This is a genomic window from Flagellimonas rhodophyticola (assembly GCF_049332665.1).
GTDB lineage: Bacteria > Bacteroidota > Bacteroidia > Flavobacteriales > Flavobacteriaceae > Flagellimonas.
On record NZ_CP186326.1, the window covers coordinates 513,546 to 537,208 of the forward strand.

Annotated in this window: 22 protein-coding genes; 14 read left to right on the plus strand and 8 right to left on the minus strand. The window is 38.7% G+C overall.

From position 1 onward, the window contains the following. Positions 1-51: 51 nt before the first annotated feature. From rsmI to ACOKFG_RS02410, 3 genes are read right to left on the minus strand one after another with little or no spacing between them, the layout of a single operon-like run. Entirely contained in the window at positions 52-723 is a 672-nt protein-coding gene (gene rsmI, locus ACOKFG_RS02400) for a 16S rRNA (cytidine(1402)-2'-O)-methyltransferase (RefSeq protein ID WP_298792539.1), read from the minus strand. A gap of 9 nt (positions 724-732) precedes the next feature. Beyond that, positions 733-1,089 (minus strand): DoxX family protein, encoded by a 357-nt coding sequence (locus ACOKFG_RS02405; RefSeq protein ID WP_298792541.1) that lies wholly within the window; start codon positions 1,087-1,089, stop codon positions 733-735. A 56-nt stretch (positions 1,090-1,145) separates the two neighbouring features. Then, on the minus strand, positions 1,146-1,820 hold the full coding sequence (locus ACOKFG_RS02410; RefSeq protein ID WP_298792543.1) for a hypothetical protein: 675 nt from the start codon (positions 1,818-1,820) through the stop codon (positions 1,146-1,148). 159 nt (positions 1,821-1,979) lie between these two features. Here ACOKFG_RS02410 and ACOKFG_RS02415 point away from each other — a divergent pair, with 159 nt between their 5' ends. The 7 genes from ACOKFG_RS02415 (at position 1,980) to arfB (ending at position 9,076) form a co-directional block, all read left to right on the plus strand. Next, on the plus strand, positions 1,980-2,624 hold the full coding sequence (locus tag ACOKFG_RS02415; RefSeq protein ID WP_298792545.1) for a thymidine kinase: 645 nt from the start codon (positions 1,980-1,982) through the stop codon (positions 2,622-2,624). Further along, entirely contained in the window at positions 2,617-3,723 is a 1,107-nt protein-coding gene (gene alr / locus ACOKFG_RS02420) for an alanine racemase (RefSeq protein WP_298792547.1), read from the plus strand. The genes ACOKFG_RS02415 and alr overlap by 8 nt, the downstream gene beginning before the upstream one ends. Positions 3,724-3,799: 76 nt before the next feature. Next, a complete protein-coding gene (gene mscL, locus ACOKFG_RS02425; RefSeq protein ID WP_298792549.1) occupies positions 3,800-4,201 on the plus strand; it encodes a large-conductance mechanosensitive channel protein MscL in 402 nt (133 codons plus the stop codon). Positions 4,202-4,391: 190 nt separating this feature from the next. Further along, positions 4,392-5,405: an aspartate-semialdehyde dehydrogenase gene (locus ACOKFG_RS02430; RefSeq protein ID WP_299170832.1), complete on the plus strand. Its 1,014-nt coding sequence runs from the start codon at positions 4,392-4,394 to the stop codon at positions 5,403-5,405. A 77-nt stretch (positions 5,406-5,482) separates the two neighbouring features. Next, the gene (locus tag ACOKFG_RS02435; RefSeq protein ID WP_422861793.1) at positions 5,483-7,636 is read left to right on the plus strand and encodes a prolyl oligopeptidase family serine peptidase; all 2,154 of its coding nucleotides are present in this window, start codon (positions 5,483-5,485) and stop codon (positions 7,634-7,636) included. Between the two features lie 62 nt (positions 7,637-7,698). Beyond that, entirely contained in the window at positions 7,699-8,694 is a 996-nt protein-coding gene (locus tag ACOKFG_RS02440; RefSeq protein WP_422861794.1) for an ABC transporter ATP-binding protein, read from the plus strand. Further along, a complete protein-coding gene (gene arfB, locus ACOKFG_RS02445) occupies positions 8,672-9,076 on the plus strand; it encodes an alternative ribosome rescue aminoacyl-tRNA hydrolase ArfB (protein WP_298793537.1) in 405 nt (134 codons plus the stop codon). Before ACOKFG_RS02440 ends, arfB begins: the two co-directional genes overlap by 23 nt. A 165-nt stretch (positions 9,077-9,241) precedes the next feature. On the opposite strand, the gene ACOKFG_RS02450 is transcribed toward arfB, so the two are convergent. Continuing rightward, positions 9,242-9,604: a winged helix-turn-helix transcriptional regulator gene (locus tag ACOKFG_RS02450; RefSeq protein ID WP_299170839.1), complete on the minus strand. Its 363-nt coding sequence runs from the start codon at positions 9,602-9,604 to the stop codon at positions 9,242-9,244. A gap of 89 nt (positions 9,605-9,693) precedes the next feature. Here ACOKFG_RS02450 and ACOKFG_RS02455 point away from each other — a divergent pair, with 89 nt between their 5' ends. Continuing rightward, positions 9,694-10,467 carry a DUF1330 domain-containing protein gene (locus ACOKFG_RS02455; RefSeq protein WP_299170840.1) on the plus strand — a complete coding sequence of 258 codons (774 nt, stop codon included), beginning with the start codon at positions 9,694-9,696 and terminating at the stop codon, positions 10,465-10,467. A gap of 8 nt (positions 10,468-10,475) precedes the next feature. Next, the gene (locus tag ACOKFG_RS02460; protein ID WP_422861795.1) at positions 10,476-11,234 is read left to right on the plus strand and encodes an SDR family oxidoreductase; all 759 of its coding nucleotides are present in this window, start codon (positions 10,476-10,478) and stop codon (positions 11,232-11,234) included. 156 nt (positions 11,235-11,390) lie between these two features. Here the strand turns inward: ACOKFG_RS02460 and ACOKFG_RS02465 are convergent, their stop codons facing one another. The 4 genes from ACOKFG_RS02465 to ACOKFG_RS02480 all read right to left on the minus strand — a co-directional run bounded on the left by ACOKFG_RS02465 (position 11,391) and on the right by ACOKFG_RS02480 (position 15,218). Next, entirely contained in the window at positions 11,391-11,828 is a 438-nt protein-coding gene (locus ACOKFG_RS02465) for a hypothetical protein (protein WP_299170842.1), read from the minus strand. Between the two features lie 217 nt (positions 11,829-12,045). After that, entirely contained in the window at positions 12,046-12,498 is a 453-nt protein-coding gene (locus ACOKFG_RS02470) for a 3-oxoacyl-ACP synthase (protein ID WP_299170843.1), read from the minus strand. Between the two features lie 5 nt (positions 12,499-12,503). Next, a complete protein-coding gene (locus ACOKFG_RS02475) occupies positions 12,504-13,853 on the minus strand; it encodes a sensor histidine kinase (RefSeq protein WP_422861796.1) in 1,350 nt (449 codons plus the stop codon). Further along, complete coding sequence (locus ACOKFG_RS02480; RefSeq protein WP_299170844.1) at positions 13,854-15,218, minus strand: sigma-54-dependent transcriptional regulator; 1,365 nt, start codon at positions 15,216-15,218, stop codon at positions 13,854-13,856. It abuts the gene before it with no gap. Between the two features lie 202 nt (positions 15,219-15,420). Here ACOKFG_RS02480 and ACOKFG_RS02485 point away from each other — a divergent pair, with 202 nt between their 5' ends. From ACOKFG_RS02485 to ACOKFG_RS02505, 5 genes are all read left to right on the plus strand, one after another. Then, positions 15,421-16,761: a TolC family protein gene (locus ACOKFG_RS02485; RefSeq protein WP_299170845.1), complete on the plus strand. Its 1,341-nt coding sequence runs from the start codon at positions 15,421-15,423 to the stop codon at positions 16,759-16,761. Between the two features lie 8 nt (positions 16,762-16,769). Then, entirely contained in the window at positions 16,770-18,020 is a 1,251-nt protein-coding gene (locus ACOKFG_RS02490) for an efflux RND transporter periplasmic adaptor subunit (protein ID WP_298792571.1), read from the plus strand. Between the two features lie 69 nt (positions 18,021-18,089). After that, positions 18,090-18,785 carry an ABC transporter ATP-binding protein gene (locus ACOKFG_RS02495; RefSeq protein WP_298792573.1) on the plus strand — a complete coding sequence of 232 codons (696 nt, stop codon included), beginning with the start codon at positions 18,090-18,092 and terminating at the stop codon, positions 18,783-18,785. Between the two features lie 39 nt (positions 18,786-18,824). Beyond that, on the plus strand, positions 18,825-21,209 hold the full coding sequence (locus tag ACOKFG_RS02500; protein WP_422861797.1) for an ABC transporter permease: 2,385 nt from the start codon (positions 18,825-18,827) through the stop codon (positions 21,207-21,209). Positions 21,210-21,230: 21 nt separating this feature from the next. Then, positions 21,231-23,663, plus strand: coding sequence for an ABC transporter permease (locus tag ACOKFG_RS02505; protein ID WP_422861798.1), 2,433 nt, complete (start codon positions 21,231-21,233; stop codon positions 23,661-23,663).

The window sequence follows — 23,663 nt, forward strand, 5'->3', positions numbered from 1 at the left end:
GCTTTTGGTTATTACCAAAGTATGTCGGAAATATTGGTGTTTACTAACAGTTTAGGTTTTACCGCCCACTACGATAACAAACTCACCTTTAGGTGGTTTAGCGTTAAAATGTTCCAAAACCTCAGCAACAGTTCCTCTTACTGTTTCTTCGTACATCTTGGTCAATTCGCGGGAAACAGAAACAGGTCTATCCGCTCCAAAATATTCGACAAATTGAGTCAAGGTTTTGATTAATTTATGAGGCGATTCATAGAACACCAATGTGCGCGTTTCTTCAGCAAGTTGCTGCAATCTTGTTTGGCGGCCTTTTTTAATAGGAAGAAATCCCTCGAAAATAAATCGATCATTTGGGAGTCCACTGTTCACCAGGGCAGGTACAAAAGCCGTGGCTCCTGGCAAACATTCCACCTCGATGTTATTTTGAACGCAGGCACGGGTCAATAAAAATCCTGGATCTGAAATTGCTGGGGTTCCAGCATCTGAAATCAAGGCTAACGAAGTCCCTCCTTTCAATTTTTGTAAGGTGGCATCCAATTGTTTGTGCTCATTGTGCATGTGGTGACTTTGCAAGGGGGTTGCAATATCAAAATGCTTGAGCAGTTTTCCGCTAGTACGGGTGTCTTCAGCCAAAATCAAGTCAACCTCCTTTAAAACCTTGATGGCTCGTAAGGTGATATCCTCTAAATTTCCAATTGGTGTTGGAACCAAATACAGCTTTCCCATAGGCCAAAGTTACGGCCTTACTTGCTTTCCCGTAAAATAAGAAATCAAAACAAAAACAAACATCAAAACGGCACCCATATGTTGACCATCGCTTATCATGTAATGTGCAAAAAAAGCCAGTATAGCATTAAAGAAAAAACCAGCATAAGCCCATTCTTTCAACCATTTGGAGAAGTTACCCCATATGGCCAATAATCCCAAGATTTTAGCTATTGCAAGTGGATAAATAATATAAGTCGGGTATCCCATGGCTTCAAAGAAACCTACAATAGTCTCGTGATTGAAAAAGTAATTATAAACAGAAAAGAACATAATAGCCGTCAAAAGTGCTGTTGACAGCCAATAACCTATCTTTTTAATTTTCATGTTGATGTTATTAGGATGAATGCTCCTAAAAATATAAAAAGTAAATGGAAAAGTGTCTATGCAAATCTGCGTTCGACCAAAGCAACAAGCCTAGCTTCATAATCTTCTTTACCCTCCCAATTGTTATATTCGGGCTTAACCATATTGTTAATGAACGATATAGAACGCTCTTCGGTGTCAATGGTATTCAGTTGGGACAGCACTCTGTTATAGTCGTTCATATTATCATCAAACAGGTGTTTTACAAAAGCCAGTTTATCGTTGAGTCCAACTTGGAGGTCACGAACAAGTGTATCGTTCAAGGATTTTGATTTTGCATTTTCTGTTGGAGAAAGAATTTCCTTTTCATTCTTCATAGTATCCGGTTTGGCTACAAACTCGGTAAAAACTTGCTCCAAAGCAGCTTCGGTGGGCATTTCAGAGACCATGTCTTTTATAGTGTCCATTCCCGGGGTAATTAAATCATCCTCGTCTTCATGTGGGTTGCTTTCTGGTACTGCAATATTCCCGCTCAAAACAGCATTCGCCATTTTTTCAAACCTTGAAGCAATCACATTTTTAGACACATCAACCTCTATATCACTTAACTTTTCATCTATAAACTTCAGTACGGCCAACTTCTCATAAATACCTTTGGCCTTATCGTACAATTCAGTCAACTCTTTATCTTCTCGCGCGGTTATAACATCCGTGGATAATTTTATCAACTCTTCCCTTAACTTCCTTATCATCGCTATTAGTCTTTACTATAAAAATAAAATCATTTTAAATATGCCACTACGAACAAAAGGTTAAATTTTAATCCAAAATTGGGGCATATTTTTTTAGTAGTTTTGTGCTTTCCCATAATAAAAACGAAAAAACCACACAATTTCGTTTAAAAGTACATTATGTTTCTCGAAAACACAGTAAACCCTAAGGAACAATTTGGATGGATAGAAGTTATCTGCGGTTCCATGTTCTCTGGAAAGACTGAGGAACTTATTCGAAGATTGAAGCGCGCACAATTTGCCAAACAAAAAGTGGAAATCTTTAAACCTATAGTTGACACACGATATAATGAGGAAATGGTGGTTTCCCATGATGCAAATGAAATTCGTTCCACCCCTGTTCCGGCCGCAGCAAATATCCGATTATTGGCTGACGACTGCGACGTGGTAGGTATTGATGAAGCCCAATTTTTTGATGATGAAATCGTAACGGTTTGCAATGACCTCGCCAACAAAGGTGTAAGGGTGGTGGTCGCCGGACTGGACATGGATTTTAAGGGAAATCCTTTTGGACCGATGCCTGCGTTGATGGCAACAGCCGAATATGTAACCAAAGTACATGCCGTTTGCACCCGCACCGGAAATTTGGCAAACTATAGTTTTAGAAAGTCTAAGGATGACAAACTAGTTCTCCTTGGCGAAACTGGGGAATACGAACCTTTGAGCAGGGCAGCTTTCTATAAGGCCATGTTAAGGGAAAAGGTAAGTCAGATGGATGTGGAAGCTGAAGAAGTTGAAGCAAAAAAGAAAACCGCCAATGGATAAAGTCGGTGAAACTACCCTTCAAATAGATCTGACCGCTTTAGAACACAACTACAGATTTTTAAGGTCGAAATTAACTTCCAATACCAAATTTTTGGCCGTTGTAAAGGCTTTTGCCTATGGAAGTGATATGATTACCGTTGCCAAAAAAATGGAAAGTCTCGGTGCTGAATATTTGGCCGTTGCCTATGTGAAAGAAGGTGCCTTACTGCGAAAAGCTGGCATAAAACTGCCCATCTTGGTGCTTCATCCCCAATCGATCAACTTTAATGAGCTTATAGAAAACAAACTGGAACCAAGTTTGTACTCCGCTCATGTGCTCAAGCGCTTTTTGGAAGTGGCTGCTTCCCAAAAGCTAAAAGACTATCCGGTTCACATTAAGTTCAATACTGGCTTGAACAGGCTTGGATTTTGGGAGAATGATGTAGACTACATCATAAAACAATTACAAGGACGAAATGAATTGAAGATTCTTTCAATTTTCTCACATTTGGCCGCTTCTGAAGATTCTAGTGAACAAGAATTTAGTACGACTCAAATCGAAACCTTCAAAAAAATAAGCGAGGATATTACACAAAAATTAGGACATGCTCCATTTCGACATATGTTGAACACCTCCGGAATTATCAATTATCCTGAAGCTCAATTCGAAATGGTACGCAGTGGAATAGGCTTGTATGGTTATGGGAATAATCTGAAAGTCGATGCCCAACTTAAGCCAGTAGCCACGCTCAAGACCATCATTTCCCAAATGCATAAAATTGAGCCCAATGAAAGTGTGGGCTATAATCGGGCATATACCTCTGAAGGATATCGAACTACAGCTACGCTACCCCTCGGTCATGCCGATGGTATTGGTCGGCACTATGGAAATGGAAAGACCCATGTATCCATCAACGGACAAAAAGCTCCAATAATTGGGAATGTCTGCATGGATATGATCATGGTCGACACTACCGGAATCGATTGCAAAGAAGGAGATGAAGTCATTGTTTTTGGCGGCAAATGCTCTGCAGAAGATTTTGCCTCTTCCGCCAATACCATCTCCTATGAAATTCTCACCGCCATTTCACCCCGGGTAACTAGAGTGGTAATCCAGTGATTTTTGGGTGTCCCGATTGAAAAAAACCCTTTTTTTGGTTAAATTGTAAGCATATTAACCAGTTAAACTATATAAAATGCTTAAAGAGTTCAAAGATTTTGCAATGAAGGGGAACCTAGTGGATATTGCCGTAGGTTTCGTTATGGGTGCTGCCTTCAACAAGGTGGTTGCCTCATTTACAGGTGGAATTGTATCCCCCTTGATTGGTCTTATTTTCAATGCAGATTTCAAAGATTTAAAATATACAATTACTGAAGGAACCATGAATGATGCAGGAGAAAAAGTAGGAGAAGTTGCCGTTATGTATGGTGAATTCTTAACCAATGTTATTGATTTCATTATTGTAGCATTTGTAATGTTCATGATTGTAAAAGGAGTGAACAAAATGAAAAAGAAAGAAGAGCCGGCTCCCGAAGCTCCAAAAGGTCCTACTACAGAGGAATTGCTGACTGAAATCAGAGATGCCTTGAAAAAATAAAAATCGTTTGCCCATAAGGGTGACCGCTACATCACAGTAGTACTCATAAAAACCGTCAGTTTGCATCGCTAACAAGCTGACGGTTGTTTTATTTATAACATTTTGTTAATTTATGATTATAGTGTAATAAAATGCTTGCTTAAACGCTATTCTACAGTAACTTTGTTCTCTCAAAAAAGAAAATATACAAATGAAAGTAGCAGTTGTAGGGGCCACTGGAATGGTTGGCGAAGTGATGTTAAAGGTATTGGCAGAGCGTAATTTTCCAATTACAGAGTTATTGTTGGTAGCTTCTGAACGTTCGGTTGGCAAAAAACTGACCTATAAAGGTGAAACATTTACCGTAATCGGACTTGACGATGCTATTACCGCGCAGCCTGATATAGCCATTTTCTCCGCTGGCGGAGGAACCTCTTTGGAGTGGGCTCCTAAATTTGCCCAGGTGGGTTCAACAGTAATTGATAATTCATCCGCTTGGCGTATGGATCCGACCAAAAAATTGGTGGTTCCAGAAATCAATGCACACGAATTGACCACTGAAGATAAAATTATCGCAAATCCCAATTGCTCCACCATTCAAATGGTAATGGCTCTCGACCCATTGCATAAAAAATACCAGATGAAGCGTGTAGTGGTTTCTACCTATCAATCTGTTTCTGGAACAGGGGTTAAAGCCGTGCAACAATTGGAAAATGAGATTGCCGGTATAGAAGGTGAAATGGCATACCCTTATCCTATTGGCCGAAATGCCTTGCCGCACTGCGATGTATTTATGGAAAACGGATACACAAAAGAAGAAATGAAACTGGCTCGCGAGCCACAAAAGATATTGAACGACCGAACTTTTTCCGTTTCAGCAACCGCTGTAAGAATTCCAACCGCTGGTGGCCATTCAGAATCAGTGAATGTTGAATTCCATAATGATTTCGACCTGGATGAAGTGCGAAAATTATTGAGTGAAACTCCAGGGGTTACTGTTCAAGATAACCCAGACACCAATACGTATCCCATGCCTATTTATGCGCATGACAAAGATGATGTTTTTGTGGGCCGTATCCGTCGTGATGAAACCCAACCCAACACTTTGAACATGTGGGTGGTCTCCGACAATCTTAGAAAAGGAGCTGCAACCAATGCTGTTCAGATAGCGGAATATTTGGTGGAGAACAGTTTGGTTTCTTCCACGTCAGAAGCCATTTCATAGAAAACGCGAAACATTAGCTACTCTTTACATTACCAAAAATTTATTTATGGTATTTTTATCAGAATCAATCTGAAAAAATGCGAAAAATAAGTCTAATTGCTGTTGTAGCCATATTGGCTGCCTGCGAAACCACAACAAAAAGAGAGCCCATTTCCGTGAACTATCCCACTACCCAAAAAGTTGATACGGTTGACACCTATTTTGGAACCGAAGTCAAAGACCCTTATAGATGGTTGGAAGATGACCGAAGCCCCGAAACAGAGGCTTGGGTCAAAGAACAAAATGCAGTAACCTTTGGTTACTTAGATCAGATTCCTTTTCGAGAAGATTTAAAGAACCGTTTGGAAAAACTATGGAATTATGAAAAATTAGGTTCACCTTTTAAAGAAGGAGACTACACTTATTTCTATAAAAATGATGGTCTGCAGAACCAATATGTGGTCTACAGAAAAAAAGAAGATGGTGAAGAAGAAGTGTTCTTGGACCCTAATACTTTTTCTGAAGATGGAACCACTTCCTTAATGTCATTGAACTTTACAAAGGACGGTTCAAAAGCAGCTTATCTTATTTCTGAAGGGGGAAGTGACTGGCGCAAGGGAATTGTTATCGACGCCGAATCTCGTGAGGTTGTTGAAGATACTTTGGTAGATATTAAATTCAGTGGTATTTCATGGAAGGGTAATGAAGGTTTCTTTTATTCCAGTTATGATAAACCAAAAGGAAGTGAATTATCGGCCAAAACTGACCAGCACAAATTGTATTACCATAAACTGGGAACACCTCAGGCCGAGGATAAAATCATTTTTGGAGGTATCCCGGAAGAAAAACACCGCTATGTTGGAGGGTCTGTTTCCGAAGATGAAAAATACTTGTTCATAACAGCATCGACATCTACATCAGGAAACAAATTGTTTTTGATGGATTTGACCCAGCCTGATAGTGGTCTAGTTACCGTTTTGGATCATACCGATTCGGATACTTATGTTATTGAAAATGTAGGTTCCAAGCTTTATCTGGTTACCAACATGGAGGCCCCAAACAAAAAAATTGTCGTTACCGATGCAGCTACACCTACTTCCGAGAACTGGACCGATTTCATTCCAGAAACTGAGCATGTACTTACCACCGGAACTGGAGGCGGTTACTTTTTTGCGGAATATATGGTAGATGCCATTTCGAAGGTGCTTCAGTATGATTATGATGGCAAGTTAGTCCGCGAAGTTGAGCTTCCAGGAGTTGGCAGCGCCAATGGTTTTGGCGGCAAAAAAGATGAAAAGGAATTCTATTTTTCATTTACCAATTACAATACGCCAAGTTCTTCCTATAAATACAACGTGGAAAGCGGGGCTTATGAGCAATACTGGAAACCGGAAATCGATTTCAATCCTGAAGACTACGAATCCGAGCAGGTTTTTTATACTTCTAAAGATGGAACCAAAGTCCCCATGATCATCACCTATAAAAAAGGAGTGGAACTCAATGGTAAAAATCCAACTATCTTATACGGGTATGGTGGTTTCAATATCAGTTTGACACCCTACTTTAGTATCGTAAATGCCGTATGGATGGAACAAGGAGGCGTCTATGCTGTACCTAATCTTCGAGGTGGTGGAGAATATGGTAAAAAATGGCATGTCGCCGGGACCAAGCAACAAAAGCAAAATGTTTTTGATGATTTTATAGCCGCTGCTGAGTACCTTATTGAAAACAAGTATACGTCCAAGGAATATTTAGCCATCCGCGGAGGCTCAAATGGCGGACTTTTGGTAGGGGCAACCATGACCCAAAGACCCGACTTGATGCAGGTTGCACTACCTGCCGTGGGTGTTTTGGATATGCTTCGTTACCATACCTTCACCGCAGGTGCCGGATGGGCGTATGATTATGGGACTTCAGAAGAAAGTAAGGATATGTTCAATTACCTCAAAGGATATTCCCCTCTCCACAATATTAAAACCGGAACGCCTTATCCAGCCACATTGGTTACAACCGGCGACCATGATGATCGTGTAGTTCCAGCACATAGTTTTAAGTTTGCTGCAGAACTTCAGGAAAAGCAAGCTGGGGATAATCCAACATTGATCCGAATTGAGACCAATGCAGGACATGGAGCAGGTACACCTGTCAGCAAAACGATCGAGCAATATGCCGATATTTTTGGCTTTACCTTTTTTAATATGGGATATGACAAGCTGCCGAACCAAGCAGTATTAAAAGAATTCAAGGATTGAGGATACTTCAATCGGTCTAAAATCCGTTTCAATAGAAGCGGATTTTTATTTTTGCCGACAATATGCTTAAAGTTCATATCGATTCCTTTGCCTACGATTCCAAAATCATCTTAAAGGGTATTTCTTTTGAGGTGAACAAAGGAGACCATGTAGCTTTAATGGGTGAAAGTGGCTCTGGAAAGAGTACCTTATTAAAAATCATTTATGGCCTATTGCATATAGAAAGCGGTACTATCTTTTGGGATGATAAGCAAATTCTAGGGCCCAATTTCAATTTGATTCCCGGTGAAGCATACATGAAATATCTTTCCCAGGATTTTGATCTGATGCCATTCACCACAGTTGAAGAGAATATTGGGCAACATCTTTCTGTATTTGAAAGAGAAAACCATTCACAGCGTATTAATGAGCTTTTGGAGCTCATTGAACTACAGGATTATACCAAAATAAAGGTCAAAAATCTAAGTGGTGGACAACAACAACGTGTTGCTTTGGCTCGAGTACTCGCACAGGAACCCGAGCTCATTCTATTGGATGAACCCTTTGGACATATTGACAATTTTAAGCGTACTTCCCTTCGAAGAAACTTATTTCAATATCTAAAAGAAAAAGGAATCACCGTACTTACGGCCAGCCATGACCCAAACGATGTTTTGCCATATGCCGATCGAACAGTTATTTTGGAAAATGGTGAGATAATAGCAGACCAAAAAACCAAAAAGCTCTATAAAAACCCTCCTAATTATTATACGGCATCCTTGTTTGGTGAAGTGAATGAAGTCCCCATCAAACTATTGAAATCTTATGCTGCCATAAATAAATCAGTATTGGTTTATCCACATGAATTTCAACTTTCCGATAGTTCAGGCTTGGAGGTTTTGGTAAAAACTTCCTTCTTCAAAGGAAGTCATTATCTTAATGAAGCCACCGCAGAAGATGACACCGTATTGTACTTTGTTACTTCCAAAAAGCTAAAGCAGGGTGACACTGTTTTCCTTAATGTATCTTTGGATACCATCAATGCCCGTCTTCAAGTTGAACAAAGAACAGATTCTTAAGGAACTCCGATTTAAGGCCATCCGAAGTAGTGGTGCAGGCGGACAACATGTAAATAAAGTGTCCTCCAAGGTAGAGTTATCATTTGTTGCACAGTTATCCGAAGGTCTCACCCATACCGAAAAGGAGCGATTGCTCTTAAAATTAGGCAACCGTCTCAATAAAGAAGGGGGCTTTATTTTGCAATGCGATGAAGCTCGAAGTCAGCATAAAAACAAGCAAATTGTAATTAAACGCTTTTTTGATTTATTGAAAAAAGCTTTAGAAGTCCCGAAAACCAGAAAGCGGACCAAACCATCAAAGTCATCCGTTGAAAAGCGGTTAAAATCCAAAAAAATCGATTCCAGTAAAAAGGCAAATCGTAAAAAACCGGATTGGGATTGATCGCTGTCAAATAAAAAATATGGTTGCACTTATCGTGTTTGTGTATGAGTAGTAGCGGATTTCTACTCACAACCCTTTCGGTTTTGCACTGACCTTTGTTTTGTGTTTACACTTTGATTTTATCACTTAAACCGCTATTACTTATACACATTGTTCTCTGCTGACTTAGAATAATACACTAGTTTCCTTTCTTACTTTAGTTCCCCAATTGCACAGTTTTTTTAATACAGGAACCAATTCTTTTCCTGCTTCTGTTAAATGATATTCTACACGAGGTGGAACGGTTTTAAAGTCTTCTCTAATAATCAAACCCTCTTTTTCCAAATCTTTTAAACGTTGGGTTAGCATTTTTTCTGAAATCCCTGGGATATTTCGTTTGATTTGTCCATATCGATTTATGCCTTTGGAAAGATTCCAAATGACGTTTACTTTCCATCTACCGTTTAACAACTCAACAGCATAGGTAAGTCCACAAGACATTTCTAGGATTTTCTGATTTTCTACATTGGTAGAGTTCTCTTTTCTCATGACTACGAACTAAATTGTATGTACCATAAAAATGGTATGGTACAAACATAGTAAATAAGTTTGCGGTATTAATATTAAAAACCGTAAAAATGAATTTAAAAAAAATCAACGTAGTACTTTTTTCAGTACTATTATCAGCAGGTCTATACGCACAAAAAAAAGATTGTGCGAAAACTTGTATGCACATTAACAAATCGACAAAAGTTACTTTTAAGAGTAACAAGGTTTATGAATTTGCTTACGCCACAGTGAACCCAGAAAAAGCTGAAATATTGGGTGAATACATTCAAAAATTAATTCCAATTGCTGCAAAATATGGTGGGAAACCATTCACTTCATTCTCGGTTGTAAAATCGGAAAGCGAAAAATTTCAGGTAAATACGGTGGCCATTTTTGAATGGGATAGTCCACAATCTCGTTTAAATCTTTTGGCAGATAAAGACTACCAAAAAATCACACATCTTAGAGATGCTGCGATTCAAGATGAAATGCAATTTGGTTGGTTTAATGTAAGCCAAGATTCACCTATTGAGTTTAAATCGGATAAGATTTATGAGATTGGAACAGCAAATCTTGTAAAAGATGGCGGGGAAATTTTGCAGGAATACAATCAAATTGCAGAACCCATTAAACGCAGTTATGGTGGTGATTATCCAGAGTTTAAAATCGTATTTCAGAGTTTAAAAGACAGTAGAGGTCAGGCGACATTCAGTCCGCAAATGCAGTTTATTGTTGAGTGGCGAAGTCTTGAAGACAAGGACAAGCTTTTTGCTAATCAGGATTTTAAAACCAAGGCTGTTCCTGTTCTTATGAAAGCCATTCATACGTTTGATCCTGTATTTACAAAAATTAATATTCAATAATTTAAGAAATGAGACTAGAAAACAAAGTAGCGGTAATTACAGGCGGAAATAGTGGAATTGGCTTAGGTATAGCTCAAGAGTTTAAAAATGAAGGTGCGAAAGGTGTAATTGTAGGTAGAAATCCTAACAAAATGGAAAAAGCACTGGACATTTTGGGTGATGATTTTATTGGAATTAAGGCAGATGTTACCAATACCACCGAGTTAGAAAACCTTTTTACCACGACTGCTGAAAAGTTTGGGAAATTAGATGTTCTTGTAGTAAATGCAGGTGGGGCAATTGGAGAAGGTTCGTTAAGTACCATTCAAGAAGCTAGTGAGTTAGACTACGATAGAATGATGGATTTAAACTTAAAAAGTGTTTTTTTTACCGTGCAAAAAGCGCTTCACTATCTAAAAGATGGTGCTTCCGTGATATTGGTTGCCTCAATTGCCATTCATAAAGGGATGCCCGGATTAACGGTGTATTCTGCTGCAAAAGCTGGTGTTCGTTCTTTTGCTCGTACATTTTCCAAAGATTTACTGGATAGAAAAATAAGGGTAAATGTACTGAGTCCAGAAACCGTTGATACGCCATTGTTTGAAAACCTTGGGATTCCCGAAGAACATTCGGTTCACGCAAAACAATCGTTTACAGAATTAATTCCAATTGGAAGAATTGGTAAGTCTACTGATATGGGTAGGGTGGCAGTTTTCTTAGCTTCAGAGGATTCTACCTTCATTTTGGGCGAAGAAATTATTGCCGATGGTGGTGTCGTGAATTTGTAGGATTATTTTCAATTGGTATTATTAAGAGTCGATTTTTTTTATGTCGACTTTTTTAGTTTGCAGAGAACGTGTTTGTGTATGGATAGTTACGGAAAATCAGTTAGGATTTTCCGACGTTGATCTAAGTTAATTATACATATAGTTGGCAAATGTTTATCACGGGTAATTGAAGAACAGTTCCACAAAAACACCAAGCACAGCACTAAAAAACGCGGCTAAAATAGATAAGCGTTTCAATTTATAAGCATTTGAAAATGCCAACCACAGACATAGCAGTGCACAAATCGATAAAATTATAGTTCCGTATAAAGGCATGATGCTGTTAAAAAGCCCTATTTGATTAAAAAAAGGATCTAGCACAGCAGTAAAACCAAAGAGAGCCAAAGTGAAATTTGTCTTTTTATGTCCAATAAATAAGTAATAACTTGCAATTAATAGTTCAACACTTATTGCTAAAGGACCAAATTGGTTATAATATTCTCTTTTAAAATATGTCTCGAAACTTTGGGGAAATTCAATCTTCATTATAAAGGCAATACTAAGAGCAATTCCGATAATCAAAAGTAATAATGCAATTGTCTTTCTTTTTTTCATGAGGTTTTGCTAAATGTTTGCCTACGTTAAAGATATCGCTTGTTTTAATGAGCTATATCGACCGATAAGTGAAGTTCGAGAAATTAAGCCAAAGATTCAAGTGCTAAAATGATATCTGCAGATTACGGGTTGATAAAAACAATCAATGGATAATGAGCTGTTCTCCTTTTCCTTCGGAAAGTTCTGGATAACATTTGAGAAAGGAGTAGCTGAAAAATCATTGTACCTCAAGAACCTCAATTTCTTTCCCATTAAAAACAATTTTATCTCCCTTCTGCTTTCCCAATAATAATTGGGCGATTGGTGCTCCAGGCGAAATGCAAAAAATACTGGTTCCTCCATTTGTGTACACTCCAGTAGAAACGGCAATGAAATAATCTGCTCCTGAGGTTTTAACAAGACTTCCCAATACAGTTTTTGAAGACTCTTTGGCAATATCTACCTTTTGAAGAATTGCTTTGGTCTTATCCAATTCTACAAGTTGGTTTCCCAATTTCTCTTGTTCCAATTGCACCATTGCCCGACCCGTTTCATGTTTGTCTCCTGCGCTGCTCTTGGTTTCGGAACCCAGAGATTCTTGCAGTTCGGCACTTCGTTTTTTTAGTCGTGTTGTTTTTTCATCAACACTAGCCCAACAGAATTCTAAAAGTTTTTCTTTGATGCCTGCCACTTCGTTTAGTTGAACGTCAATCTAAAAACTGTTTCTCGATTTGGAATGGAGTGCACTTTTAAATTTCCTCCATGCATTTGCATGACCCTTTTGGAAAGGCTTAGGCCAATCCCTGTGCCTTCTTTTTTTGTGGTGAAAAAAGGAACAAAAATCTCATCCATCAATTCCGGTGAAATTCCAGGTCCATTGTCCCTGACTTCAATGTACTTTATTCCCTCGTCATCCGTTCCAGCAATCATACGTACCTGCCCATTTTCTGTCTCATTTACAGACTGAATTGCATTTTTCCCAAGATTGATCAATACCTGGGTTATCTGCTTTTCATCAATAAAAAACTCAAGGTCCTTTGGAAAACAGGTCACAGAGAATTTTGTTTCAGCGTTCAGCCGAGCTGACATCAATACGTCTATCTTCTCTAACAATCCAACACCATCAATAATGGCTCGGTTCGGTTCTGGAACGTTCAATAGGCTTCGGTACGACTGTACAAAATCCATTAAGTCTCCCCCTTGCTCCTTAATAACTTCAAGTCCCTTCAGGGTGTTTTTTATCTGGCTTTCACCCAATTTTTCCATCGGAACTATCTCCCCATTATTCCGATAATATTTGATAATAGAGTCCGAAATTGAGGCTATAGGAGTTATCGTATTCATAATTTCATGGGTCAGAACACGTATCAATCTCACCCATGATTCTGTTTCTTTTTCATCCAGTTCTTGATGAATATCCTGCACTACAACAAGGAGTAATGATTTTCCATCCAAAGTCAAGGGTGTAGATTTCAATGCTAATTGAATCTGTTCGCGTTCATTGGTCAATTGGAAAAGCTTTCGCTCAAAGGGTTGAAATGATTTAAAGACCTCATATAACTTTTCATCCACCTGGGATAGCTGTTTTATATGATTCAAAGGGGTGTAGTTCAGTAATTTTTCCAGTGTTGGGTTCGCAAAAAGAATATGTCCCTTATCATTAAAAGTCATTATTCCGATACTGGCCTGCTTTAAAATTTCCTGATAATATTGCTCCTTAATTTGCAACTGCAAATGCACTTCTTGAATTAAATCATTTACCCGGTTAAGACTTCTATTGAGTTCCTTAAACGATTCAATGGATACCCGTTCTGGAAATCGAAGTGTGAAATCCTCGTTTCGAATGGCATCGAAAAAATAAGCAATCTTGCGATTTGTACTATTAATGAACTTAATTAGATAGTATACTTGTGCCCCAAGAAAAAAGGTAGAGAAGACTAAGGTAAAATACCATTTCCAGACAATGGAAAAAGCCAGAGCAACCGCCGTTAAAGCAATCAAAAGTACCCTGAAGATTACCTTGAAGTAAAAATTTCTACTGGCCATTTATTTATTCTTTTTCTTCAATTTATTATAAAGTGTCTGTCGGGAAACTCCCAGTTGTTCGGCTGCCGCACTATAGTTGCCATCATGCAAGTCCAAAGCCTTTGAAATCATTTGCTGTTCCATTTCGTCCAAGGTTGCCGGGCCGTGCTCAAAAGATTGTGAAGGCTTGCTATGCAATAAAAAATCAGAAGGTTTTAACACGTTTCCTTCAGAAAGGATTACGGCTCTCTCCATAGTATGTTGCAATTCCCGCACATTCCCGGGCCATAAATACTCCATAAGTTTTTCCTGGGCCAAATTATTGATACGCAATCCTGGTTTGTCATATTTATTCGCAAATCGTTTAAGGAAAAAATCAGCCAAAATAAGGATGTCACCATCTCGATCGCGTAACGGTGGAACTTCGATATGAATGGTGTTGATTCTATACAATAAATCTTCCCTGAAAAGTCCATCGACTACCATTTGCTCCAAATTACAATTGGTAGCACATATCAATCGAATATCCACTTTTACGGGTTTATTTGAGCCCACCCTGATCACGGATTTATTCTGAATTGCAGATAATAATTTGGCCTGCGTCTGTAAAGACAGGTTCCCCATTTCATCCAAAAACAAGGACCCTTGATTTGCCGCTTCAAACTTGCCGGCTCTATCTTCCTTGGCATCTGTAAAGGACCCTTTAATATGCCCAAAGAGTTCACTTTCAAATAGGTTTTCGGCTATGGAACCCATATCTACCCCAATAAAGACCTCATCTTTCCGTGATGACAGGCGATGCAATTCTCTTGCTATCAACTCTTTCCCCGTACCATTTTCACCGGTAATTAGAACATTGACATCCGTTTTTGCCACTTTTCTGGTAAGGTTTAGCACTGATGTCAAAGCCTTGGAGTTCCCTATGATAAAATTCTTATCGTCATTTATCACTTGTTTTAGATGGCTTTCCTTCTTTTTAAGTTTATGAATCTCCTCTTTGGATTTACGGTATTCATAAGCTGATTTAACTGTGGTCAATAGGCGCTCATTGTTCCAAGGTTTTAAAATAAAATCGGACGCGCCTTGCTTTAACGCGGTGACTGCAAGATCTACCGCTCCATAGGCCGTCATCATAATTACCGAGGTGTTGGGAGATTTTTTCTTTATCTCATTCAACCAAAATAGCCCTTCATTTCCAGTATTTACCCCCGCGGAAAAATTCATGTCCAGCAAGACAATGTCAATTTCATTTAGATTCGGAAAAGAGGAAATCTGATTTGGGTTAAATATGGTTTGAACACTATTGTACTCAAACTGCAACAAGATTTCCAAAGCGCTAAGGACGCTTTTATTATCATCTACCACTAAAATGTTGGCGTTAGTCATGGGGTTTCAAGTCTTACAAGTCCTAAAACTACAAATTGATATATTATCCTTTTCAACAGTGTAAAAAAATTGGACAAATTTTGTACAAATATTTTACACTCGAATTTGATTTCCCACTTAAGGAACAGTTTAATCAATTGTTTTTCAGCGATTTAATAATTTGGCATGACAATGGTAAATAGTTTGGCACAGCATAAAAACTATGACGTTAAAAACATATATAACTGCATTTATTTTTCTACTATCCCTTGCCGGATTTTCCCAAAAGGTTTGGACGTTGGACGAATGTGTTGCCTATGCCATTGAACATAACCTTCAAGTAAAAAATACATCCTATGCCAATGACGCCGGTAGAGAAACCTATAGGCAATCCATAAGGGATTTGTTGCCCAGAGTAAATGGGTATACCGATTATAGGATACAATTTGGACGGTCCGAAGATCCCAATACCAACGATTTTGTAAATACCGAATTCTTTAGAAACAACTATTCACTGGGAACCAATCTGGATGTATTTCAAGGTTTTCAAAAATTGAACGCCATTAAAGCTTCAAAGTTCATTTATAAAGCTACCCAAGAAGATGTATTACAGGAAAAGTTTCTGCTAGCGTTCCGGGTTATGAGTGCTTTTTATGATATTAAGTTTTACGAGGGTTTAGTGGCAAACTCATTAGAGCAGCAAGAAATTTCGCAATCCAACTATGACTTGGTACAAAAACAAGTGGAATTGGGTATGATGGCCGGTGCAGATTTGTATGAAGCAGAATCCAATCTTTTGGGAGATAAACTTTTGGTCACTCAAAACAAAAATTTGCTTGCCATCGCTAAGCTTACTTTACTTCAGGAAATGAACCTGAACGAAGAAAATGATATTGATCTGCAACCGAGTTTGGATGATGCAGAAGAACTCAGCAACCAAGAAGTAGGTCTAGATTCTTTATATAATGTGGCGCGAGGTTTTGTACCCTTAGTAAAGTCACAGGAGTTTCGTATGAATGCTGCAAAAAAACAACTGCATTCCATTCGGGGAGGTCTTTATCCATCCCTTGCGTTAATTGCTGGAATAGGAACCAGTTATTTTGAAACCAATGTGGACGACAATGGAAATCTTATTCCCTTTAGAACACAATTCAAGGATAACACTTCAAAGTTTGTAGGTGCTGAGCTTAATATTCCTATCAGCAATGGCTGGTCCAATCGATCACGTGTAAAGCAGCAAAAAATTGCCTATTTACAAGCCAAAAACAATCTTGAAATCCAAGAACAGGAGCTTTTTCAGCTTTTGCAACAATTGGTACAAACAAACCGGGCTTTGAAAGATGAGTTTGAGCAGAGCAAAAAAAAGGTGCAAGCACAAGAGTTAGCGTTTGCCATTGCGCAAAAACGTTATGAAAAAGGATTGATAAATGCCTTGGACCTTTTCCAGGCCAAGAACTTATTCGGCGTTGCACAAAATGAAAACCTACAGGTGGGCCTAAGACTGAAAGTAAACAAAAGCACTATCGATTTTTACAACGGACTGCCCATTTTTAACATCAACTAAAAAGAATCATGGATATACAATTAGAAAAGAAGAAAGGACTTAAACCAAAACACTACGGCTACATAGCTGTGGGCTTGTTGGCCTTGTTCACCGGGTATAAGCTCCTCTTCGCAAGTTCAATTTCTACTTATAGAACAGAGAAAGAACGTCTTTCCATCTCCCAGGTGACAGAAGGTAAGTTTGACGATTATATTACCATTAATGGTAATGTCGCTCCCATAGCCACCATCTATATGGATGCTTACGAGGGAGGGCGAGTTTCTGAAAAACTGATTGAAGAAGGCACCATGGTCAAAAAAGGTGATATCATCCTTAAGCTGGAAAACATGGGGCTATATGAGCAAATCTTAGCAAGCGAAAGTAACCTTGCCTTAAAACAAAATGATCTTCGCTCCACTAGACTCACTTTCGATTCTAGACAAGTTGAAGGACGGAGATCTTTGGCAACTGCCGAATATGACCTTCAACGCTTAAAACGAAACTACGAACAGAACGAAGCTTTGTACCAGGAGGAACTTGTATCCAAAGAGGAATATCTTTTGTCCAAAGAAAATTATGAGCTTTCCAAAAAACAACATGAGATTGTAAAGCTCCAGACTGAACAAGATAGCGAAATGAGGAAAACCTCATTGGCTGGGCTTGACACTGACCTCACCCGAATGAAAAAAACCTTGTCCATGGTATATGAGCGCTTAGATCATCTAAATGTGCGAGCTCCCGCCGACGGACAGTTAGGTTTTTTGGATGCAGAAATTGGGCAGAACATTTCACAAGGTGAACGCATAGGTCAAATAAATGTCCTTACCGACTTCAAAATTGAAGCAGAAATAGATGAACATTATATTGATCGTGTAAAAAGAGAGCTTTCAGCAACCTTAGAACGAAATGAGAAAGAGTATGGGTTACGATTGCGAAAGGTTTATCCCGAAGTGCGTAGCGGTAGGTTTAAGGTTGACTTAGTTTTTACCGGTGAAAAACCCGAAACTATTCGAGCTGGTCAGAGCTACAATATACGATTACAGCTGGGCGCGTCAAGTGATGCTCTTTTATTGCCAAAAGGTGGTTTTTTCCAAAGCACCGGCGGGCAATGGGTTTTCGTAGTTGGAACTGATGGTAATGAAGCGCTAAAAAGAAACATCAGAATCGGGAAACAAAACTCTAGATACTTTGAAGTTTTGGAAGGGCTACAACCAGGTGAAACTGTAATTACCAGCAATTACGACAGTTTTGGAACAGCAGAAAGAATAGTATTAAAATAAAAGACTGTCACAGAATGCACAGTCCAGATGTCTTTAAATATATAAATCAAACAGGATAACAATCAGAAAATGATACAGATAAAGCAACTTAAAAAAAGTTTTAGAACCGAGGAAGTAGAAACTCTGGCACTTAATGGTGTAAACCTTAATGTTGCCGAAGGAGAATTTGTGGCTATTATGGGGCCTTCCGGATGTGGAAAATCTACATTGTTGAATATTATAGGTATGCTCGACAACCCTACAGAAGGAAGCTATCAATTTGCCAGCCATGAAGTCAGCGGACTTAAAGAAAGTCAGCGCACACAACTGCGAAAAGGAAACTTGGGCTTTGTTTTCCAAAGTTTTAATCTCATCGATGAACTTACCGTTTACGAAAATGTAGAGCTACCATTGATCTACCTAAAGATGAGCAAGTCTGAACGAAAAGAAAAAGTCCAGGCGGTTTTGGAACGTATGAAAATAGCACATCGCGAAAAGCATTTTCCACAACAACTGTCAGGTGGCCAGCAACAGCGTGTGGCCATATCAAGAGCGGTCGTAACTAATCCCAAACTGATTCTTGCGGATGAGCCGACGGGTAATTTGGATTCCAAAAACGGAATAGAAGTCATGAATCTACTTACCGAACTGAACCAAGAAGGAACCACTATTGTAATGGTTACCCACTCTGACAGGGATTCGCACTATGCACATAGAGTAGTGAACCTATTTGATGGTCAAATAGTAACTGAAAGTAAGAATCGGGAGATAGGCGCCATGGTATAATCGAGTTTATTCATCAATCACAATCAAAAAAACGCAGCCATGTTTAGGAATTATATCAGAATTGCTTGGAGAAACCTTTTAAAAAGGAAGGTGTTTACTGCCATTAATATTTTAGGCTTGGCCATAGGCTTTGGCAGTAGTGTTCTCATCTATTTGTTCTTAAGCTATCACCTTTCTTTCGATAATTTCCATGCAAATTCTGATAGAATCTACAGAATGGTAACGGAGGAACACAGGGATTTAGTTGAATATGAAGCCAGTGTTCCTCCTGCATTTGCCAAAACTTTTCGTGAAGATTACCAATACGCTGAAAAAGTTGCAAAAATTGTAACGCAACACGGGTTCGTATTGCATTCCAAAAAAAATGGCTCTGTCGACAAGTTTAAAGAAAATGTGGCCTTTGTTGAAGATAATTTCTTCCAAATCTTCAATTATCCTTTATTAGATGGCAGCAACAAAGTATCCTTATCTGCACCCAATACGGCAATCATTACGGAAGACCTTGCGCAAAAAATGTATGGTAAAACGGAAGTGGTTGGGGAAAGTTTTGTTTTGGAAAACGACAAGACAATCCAGATAACCGGAGTTTTGAAAAATCTTCCGAAAACCACTTTCCTGGAAACGGAAGTCTTCGTCTCTTTTAAAAATCTAGAAGACTTTTTTGAATTCGCCGCCAAGGAAAGTTGGAATGGGATTACTTCCAACCTACAATGCTTTGCATTGTTAAAACCAAACCAAAATATTGGTCATATTGAAACTGCGCTTGCAGAACTTCCAAAAAAACACCGAGCAAAAAACAAGAATAAACATGTCTATAGACTTCAGGCCTTATCAGCGATGCATTATGATCCACGTTATGGCGGGCTTGACCCGGTTTTACTATGGGTTTTTGGAATCATTGGACTCTTTCTCATCGTTATAGCCTGTATTAATTTTATCAATATTTCAACCGCACAAGCTTTTTATAGATCCAAGGAAATTGGGGTTCGAAAGGTGTTGGGAAGCTTTAAACAACATTTGTTTTGGCAATTTTTGTCGGAAACATTTGTCATCAGCCTTTTTGCAATTCTTATTGGCGTTGGTCTTGCAGTTCTATTTCTCCCCTCTTTCAACGATCTCTTTCAGATAGAGTTGTCCGCATATCATTTATTGAATATACGATTCTTTACATTCCTGATTTTGGTCTTAGGTATGGTTTCCTTTTTATCTGGAAGTTATCCTGGGATATTGATGTCACGAATTGTTCCCGTATTGGCCCTAAAAGGAAAACTAAGTCATAATGATACGGGAGGCAACACTACACGAAAAATATTGGTTGTTGCCCAATTTGCAATTTCCATTACCCTTATAGCCGCAACTTTAATCATATCAAGACAGATTGATTATGCGGTAAATACAGACCTAGGTTTTAACAAAGAATCTATTGTAATGGTAGATATCCCAGAGAATATAGAACCCGTGCAATTACAAGGGCTTAAAGACCGATTTAACCAAATTCCGGGAGTGCAAAACACTACTGCCTGTCTGAGCAGTCCTGGGGGGGCGGAAAGTCGCTGGGGCACTAATATAAAATATCACAACAAGCCAGAAGATGAAGAATTCAATATTCAAATTAAAGCTGGGGATATCGATTTTATCAAAACATTTGATATTTCCTTGATTGCGGGGAGAAACTTTTTTAAGAGTGATTCACTTACCGAAGTTTTGGTCAATGAAAGACTTGCCCAAAAACTGGGGTTGGCATCTGTTGAAGAATTGCTTGGTAAAAAAATAGAAGCTAGCGGCGGGAGTGTCAAAGCCACTATTGTTGGTGTCGTAAAAGACTTCCATGACACTGATTTTACGCAACAAATAAATCCAGTTTTCATCGGTGCAAACAACGATTGGTATAACGAGCTAGCTTTTAAAGTTAATATGAACAATACCAACGCTACGCTTAGCCAGATTGAGCAGGTTTGGACCGACACTTTTTCGGAATACGTCTATGAGTATAAGTTTTTGGATGAAAGAGTCGCCCAACAATACGAAACGGAACAGCGTTATCTCTCGCTCTCCAAAGTTTTCTCTGGTCTTGCCATCTTAATTGGGTGTTTGGGGCTATATGGCTTAATTCTATTTTTTGTTGGTCTACGTACCAAAGAAATTGGCATTCGAAAAGTGTTGGGAAGCAACGTTGGCAATATCCTGGCACTATTTACTGCGGATTTTTTCAAATTGATTCTGATTGCAGGAGTTTTTGCCACTCCGATTGCATGGTATTTAATGGAACAATGGCTTCAGGGTTATACCTATAGAACGGAAATTCATTGGTGGGTATTTGCATTTGCCATACTATCGATAATGGTCATCACATTATTAACCATAAGTTATCAAACCTTAAAAGTGGCCGTGGCCAGTCCGGTGAAAAGTTTACGAACCGAATAGTCAACCAAAAAACGAACAATCATGATAAAGAATCATTTAAAAATAGCTTGGCGTAGTCTTAAAAAGCAGCCTTTCTTTACATTTTTGAACACTTTTGGACTTGCCATAGGTATGGCAGGGGGTCTGCTTATCTCTTTATATATCTATGACGAACTAAGTTTTGACAAAATGTTCGCAGATGCAGACCGCATACATCGAATAGATGTGGATGTCAAATTTGGGGGCAAAGAAAGTAAAATGGCCGAAGTATCAGCACCCATGGCAAATGCTGTGGTGACGGATTTTCCACAAGTGGAACTTGCTACGAGGTTTAGGAGAAATGGCAGCATACTTATTAGAAAAAGTAATACAAAGCAAAATACAAAAGAGAGCAATTCAACTTTTGTGGATGCCTCCTTTTTTGAAATGTTAGGGTTACAACTATTGAAAGGGGACATTAATAGCGCTTTAAAAGAACCCAATACTTTAGTGCTGACCAAAACAGCTGCAGAAAAACAATTTGGAACATCCGAAGCTCTGGGTCAAACTTTAGTTTTGAACAATGGGGGCACCCATACAGTCACAGGCATTATCAATGATATGCCAAAAAATTCCTTTCTTAGAGATTACAGTGTTTTTATGGCTATGGCTGGTTATGAGGATGCTCTGAGTACAGAATGGACCAGCCACAACTATTCCACGTTTATTAAACTAGCTCCAGGGGTAAATTCAGATGACTTTCAAGAGCCCTTACAGTCTATGTTCAACACATATGTTATACCGTATGCGCAAAGGTTTTTCCCTGGTATAACAGAAGAGCAGTTCAAAGCTTCGGGCAACCACTACTATTTAAGTTCAATACCACTTACCAAAATTCATTTGCATTCCGATTTAGAATCGGAAATGAGTGCCAATAGTAGTATGCAAAACATATATATATTATCCTTTATTGGGCTCTTTTTAATTGTACTGGCCAGTGTTAATTTCATGAACCTATCTACAGCACATTCTTTAAAAAGAAGTAAAGAGGTAGGTGTTAGAAAAACTTTGGGCTCCACAAAAGCAAATCTTTTACGTCAGTTTTTAATGGAATCTGGCTTAATCACATTTATTTCTCTTGTTCTTGCAATACTCATAGCAATTATTGCGGTTCCATTTTTTAATGATTTAGCAGGCAAGGCTATTTCAATTCCTTTTTCCAATCCATTTTTCTGGATTGCTTTAGTTGCAGCCACCTTTTTCTTGGGAATATTTTCAGGAGCATATCCGGCCTTCTTTATGTCAAGGTTCATGCCGGTCGCAGTACTTAAAGGCTCTGGAGAAAAAAGTATTGGTGGTGGAAAAGTTAGAAATGCTTTGGTCGTTTTCCAATTTGCAATTTCTGTTTTCCTCATTGTAAGCACAATTGTCGTCTACCAGCAGTTGGATTTTATTCAAAGTAAGGATCTTGGTTTTTCTAAGGATCAAGTATTAATTATTGAAGATGCATACGCAGCAGGAGATAACGCACAAGCGTTTAAGGAAGAAGTTGCAAGCCTTGGGCAAGTAGAAAGTGCCTCCTTATCTGGTTTTCTTCCAACACCCTCTTATCGGGGCAATACTTCCTTTTTTAAGGAAGGCACCAAAGATCAAGAAAATACAATAAACATGCAGATATGGCGGATAGATCATGATTATCTCCCTACTCTAAATATGGAACTAGTTTCTGGTCGAAATTTTAGCAATCAATTTGTTGCTGACTCAACGGCCATCATTTTAAATGAATCCGCAGTATCTATTTTAGGGGTTTCAACAGAAGAAGTTCTTGGAATGCGCATATCTAGGGATTTAGGTGAACAAGATGCTACCTTTTTTACAGTTGTCGGTGTGGTTAAAGACTTTCATTTTGAATCGTTAAAAAAAGATATTAGTGCACTAAGTCTAACACTTGGTAATTCAATTGGCTCAATGGCGGTAAAGCTTAATGCTGGGGATTTTTCCAGTTCCGTTTCTGCAATAGAAAAAATATGGGACCAGATGGCCCCGGGGCAGCCTTTTAACTATCGGTTTATGGATGATGCCTTTAATACTACATATGAGGCGGAACAAAAACTGGGGCAAATTTTTGTCGTGTTTACTGTGCTATCCATATTAATAGCATGTCTCGGACTCTTTGGATTGGCTGCTTTCAATGCAGAAAAACGAACCAAGGAGATTGGGGTAAGAAAAGTATTGGGAGCCAGCGTAAGCCAAATTACATATAGACTGGCTATAGACTTTCTTAAGCTAGTTAGTATTGGAGTGCTTGTTTCATTACCAATAGGTTGGTATGCAATGAATACCTGGCTGGAAGATTTTTCATACCGTATTGATATTGGCTTTGAGGTTTTTGTATTAGCTACATTTTTAGCTGTGACAATTGCAATATTGACCGTAAGCTATCAAAGTATAAAGGCGGCAGTTGTAAATCCTGTAAAAAGTCTAAGAACTGAATAG